The sequence below is a fragment of the Pseudomonas sp. BAV 4579 genome (assembly GCF_009765395.1).
Taxonomy (GTDB): Bacteria; Pseudomonadota; Gammaproteobacteria; order Pseudomonadales; family Pseudomonadaceae; genus Chryseomonas; species Chryseomonas aestiva.
In genome coordinates, this window is record NZ_WHOV01000179.1 from 1 (window position 1) to 3,857 (window position 3,857).

The 3,857-nt window shown below is 67.6% G+C and carries 5 protein-coding genes; 2 read left to right on the plus strand and 3 right to left on the minus strand.

Annotation, left to right across the window (positions count from 1 at the left end):
* On the plus strand, window positions 1-1,087 hold a 1,087-nt coding region (locus GSQ95_RS24180), incomplete at its 5' end, for a 3-deoxy-7-phosphoheptulonate synthase class II (protein ID WP_158973946.1).
* 18 nt (window positions 1,088-1,105) lie between these two features.
* Here GSQ95_RS24180 and GSQ95_RS24185 read toward each other — a convergent pair.
* Entirely contained in the window at window positions 1,106-2,305 is a 1,200-nt protein-coding gene (locus GSQ95_RS24185) for a winged helix-turn-helix domain-containing protein (protein ID WP_158893905.1), read from the minus strand.
* Between the two features lie 34 nt (window positions 2,306-2,339).
* Window positions 2,340-2,591, minus strand: a complete 252-nt coding sequence (locus GSQ95_RS24190; protein ID WP_158893903.1) for a DUF1127 domain-containing protein — start codon at window positions 2,589-2,591, stop codon at window positions 2,340-2,342.
* Between the two features lie 101 nt (window positions 2,592-2,692).
* Here GSQ95_RS24190 and GSQ95_RS24195 point away from each other — a divergent pair, with 101 nt between their 5' ends.
* The gene (locus tag GSQ95_RS24195; protein ID WP_158893901.1) at window positions 2,693-3,544 is read left to right on the plus strand and encodes a LysR substrate-binding domain-containing protein; all 852 of its coding nucleotides are present in this window, start codon (window positions 2,693-2,695) and stop codon (window positions 3,542-3,544) included.
* Here GSQ95_RS24195 and GSQ95_RS24200 read toward each other — a convergent pair.
* A partial coding sequence (locus GSQ95_RS24200) for a sulfite exporter TauE/SafE family protein (protein WP_158973948.1) occupies window positions 3,545-3,857 on the minus strand: 313 nt, incomplete at its 5' end.

Sequence of the window (3,857 nt, forward strand, 5' to 3'; positions counted from 1 at the left end):
GCTCCTGCAGATGGCGGTGGTCATGACCTTTGCCGCGGGCTGCCCGGTGGTCAAGGTCGGCCGCATGGCCGGCCAGTTCGCCAAGCCACGCTCCTCCGGCGATGAAGTCCAGGACGGCGTCTCGCTGCCGGCCTACCGCGGCGACATCGTCAATGGCATCGACTTCACCGAAGGCAGCCGCATCCCGGATCCGCAGCGGCTGATCCAGGCCTACAACCAGTCCACCGCGACGCTCAATCTGCTGCGTGCCTTTGCCCAGGGCGGCTTCGCCGACCTGCACCAGGTGCATCGCTGGAACCTGGACTTCATCGCCAACTCGGCCCTGGCCGACCGCTACCACCAGTTGGCGGATCGCATCGACGAGACCCTGGCCTTCATGCGCGCCTGCGGCCTGGACACCGCGCCGCAGGTCAAGGAAACCAACTTCTTCACCGCCCACGAGGCGCTGCTGCTCAACTACGAAGAAGCCTTCGTCCGCCGCGACAGCCTGACCGGCGACTGGTACGACTGCTCCGCGCACATGCTCTGGATCGGCGATCGCACCCGCCAGCCCGACGGTGCCCACGTCGAATTCCTGCGCGGCGTGAACAACCCCATCGGCGTCAAGGTCGGCCCTTCCACCACCAGCGAAGACCTGATCCGCCTGCTCGATACCCTCAACCCCGAGAACGATCCGGGGCGTCTCAATCTCATCGTGCGCATGGGCGTGGGCAAGGTCGGCGATCACCTGCCGCGCCTGATCCAGACCGTGGAGCGCGAGGGCCGCCAGGTGCTGTGGAGTTCCGACCCCATGCACGGCAACACCATCAAGGCCTCCACCGGCTACAAGACCCGGGATTTCGCCAGCGTGCTGGGCGAGGTCAAGGAGTTCTTTGGCGTGCACCAGGCCGAAGGCACCTACGCGGGCGGCATCCATATCGAGATGACCGGGCAGAACGTTACCGAGTGCATCGGCGGCGCCCGCCCGGTCACCGAAGACGCCCTCTCCGACCGCTACCACACCCATTGCGACCCGCGCCTGAACGCCGACCAGTCCCTGGAACTGGCCTTCATGATCGCCGAGACGCTCAAGGGCATCCGCCGCTAGGCAGAGGCGCGGCGCGATCTAGTGCCGCGCCACAGCCTCACGCAAGACGTCCGCCGGCTCGTGCAACTGCAGGTCGGCGAGACCCAGCCAAGCGGCCAGGGCGCGCAACTGCCCCGCCAGGGCATCCAGCCCTTCGTCATCCAAGCCTGCTGCCTCCAGATGCACCGCATGCACCGCCAGGCGCGAGTGCGCCCGCTCGGCGCGCAGATCCACCCGGGCCGCCAGTCGCTCCCGATAGAGAAAGGGCAGCACGTAGTAGCCATAGACCCGTTTGGGCGCCGGGGTATAGATCTCCAGTCGATAGCGGAAACCGAACAGCTGCTCGGTGCGCTCGCGCTCCCAGACCAGGGAGTCGAAGGGCGACAGCAGCGCCGCCACCTGCACCGGACGCCCGGGATTCGGCGCCTCGGCCACATAGGCCGGCTTCGACCAGCCCTGCACCTGAACGAGCCGCAGACTGCCCTCCTCCTGCAATTCGGCCATGCCCTGCCGCGCTTCGGCGGGACTCAGGCGAAAGTAGTCGCGCAGCTGGACTTCGCTCGCCACGCCCAGGGCACGGGCACTGCGCAGCAGCAAGGCCCGGCGCGCGGCTTCCGGCGTAGGGGCAGGCGCCGCGAGGATCTCCGCCGGGAGCACCCGCTCGGGCAGGTCATAGAGGCGCTCGAAGCCGCGCCGTCCGGCCACCGTCACCTCACCCGCGGCGAACAGCCACTCCAGCGCCAGCTTGCCCGGACTCCAGTCCCACCAGGGACCGGCCTGCTCGACCCGCTTCGCCAGGCTGCCAGCGCCCAGGGCGCCGCGCTGCACCACCGCCTCCAGGGTCTGGGCGACGACCTGCGGCTGCTCGACGGCGAATCGCGCCAGCTGCCGATAGATGCCAATGCCCTGGCGCGCCTGATCGCGTCGCCAGCGCAGTTCGGCCCAGACCTCGGCCGGCACCAGCGAGGCCTCGTGAGCCCAGCATTCATAGAGCCGCCGCTTGCTCCCCTGCCCCCAGGCCAGGGCATCGAAGTCGGCGAAGGCATAGCGGCCGAGACGACTGAACAGCGGCAGATAGTGCGAGCGCACCAGGGCATTGACCGAGTCGATCTGCAGCACATTCAGGCGTGCGGCCTGGCGGTACAGGGCGGCCAGGCCCGCGCCGCCCTTGGGTTGACTCCCGAAACCCTGGGCACGCAAGGCCAGGCGCCGGGCTTCGCGCAGGGAAAGGCTATCCATCCGAGCTCCTGACAGAGACAGGTGATCTTCCACCCTAGCAGGATCGGCGGCGGCCCTCCTCTGCGGGTTGCCGCCAGAACGGCTTGTCGGCTTCCTGCCAGGCATCGGCGCGACTCAGACCGAGGTCGTGCAGCGCGCCCTCATCCAGTCGATAGAGGGCCCGGCGTTGGCGAGATAGCTCGACCGCCCGGCGCAACCAGGCCCAGACCTGCCGCAGACGGAAAATGACGCCCGGAACACCCGCGGTACGCGCAGCCGAATCTTGGTGAGTGATGAGCTGAGCCATGGTGGATCTCCTGCTCCAGGGGGTATGGCTCAAGTCTGGACGCTGGCATAACATCAATCCAACGAATCTTTCTGATGCGATCCATTCGCCTGGTTGATGCTATGAATTATCCGAGCATAGAGACCGATCTGTTGCGCACCTTTGTCGCCATCGCCGATCAGGGCGGCTTCACCCGCGCGGCCGAGGTAGTCAATCGCACCCAGTCGGCGGTGAGCATGCAGATGCGCAAGCTCGAAGAGGACGTACTGCAGCGGCGGCTGTTCGAACGGGACGGCCGCCAGGTACGCCTGACGGCGGAGGGTCAGATCCTGCTGGGCTTCGCCCGGCGCATCCTCAAGCTGCATGGCGAGGTGATGACCACCCTGCGCGAACCGCACATGGTGGGTACGGTGCGTATCGGCACCCCCGACGATTACGTCATGAGGTTCATTCCCGGCATCCTGGCCGGCTTCGCCAAGGCCTATCCGCTGGTGCAGGTGGATGTCCATTGCGAGACCACCGCCGGCCTGCTGCAACGCCAGGACCTGGACCTGACCATCGTCACCCGTGAACCGGGCAACGAGATCGGCCTGCCCCTGCGGCGCGAGCGCTTCGTCTGGGCCGAGGCGCCGGGTTTCGATATCCACCAGCGCGATCCGCTGCCGCTGGCGATGTTCAACACCTCGTGCTTTCTCAGCGAATGGGCGCGCCGGGCGCTGGACAATCGCGGCCGCGGCTATCGCCTGGCCTACAGCAGCCCGAGCCTTGCCGCCCTGCTCGGCATCGTCAAGGCCGGCCTGGCGGTCACTGCACAACTGGAAAGCCTGCTGCCGAGCGAGCTACGCCGGCTGGGAGAAGCCGACGGCATGCCCGACCTGCCGGCCTGCTCCATCGAACTGCTGCGCAATCCGCGCAGCGCCTCGCCGATCATCGACACCCTCGCCGAGCACATCGCCGAGGGCTTCCGGCAGTAGTCAGCGCAGCGCCAGCAGCACCGCACACAGCAGCAGGAAACCGCAGAACAGCAGACGCAGCAGCCGCTCAGGCAACTGGTGCGCCAACTTCACGCCCCAGCTCACGCTGAGCAGTCCACCCAGGGCGAGCGGAATACCCACGCTCCAATCGACTTCCCCATGCCAGGCATAGCTGGCCAGGGTGACCCCGGTGGTCGGCAGCGCCATGGCCAGGGACATGCCCTGGGCCGCCACCTGGGTCATGCCCATCACCCCGGCGAGAATGGGGGTGGCGATCACCGCGCCACCGACGCCAAACAGCCCGCCAACCAGC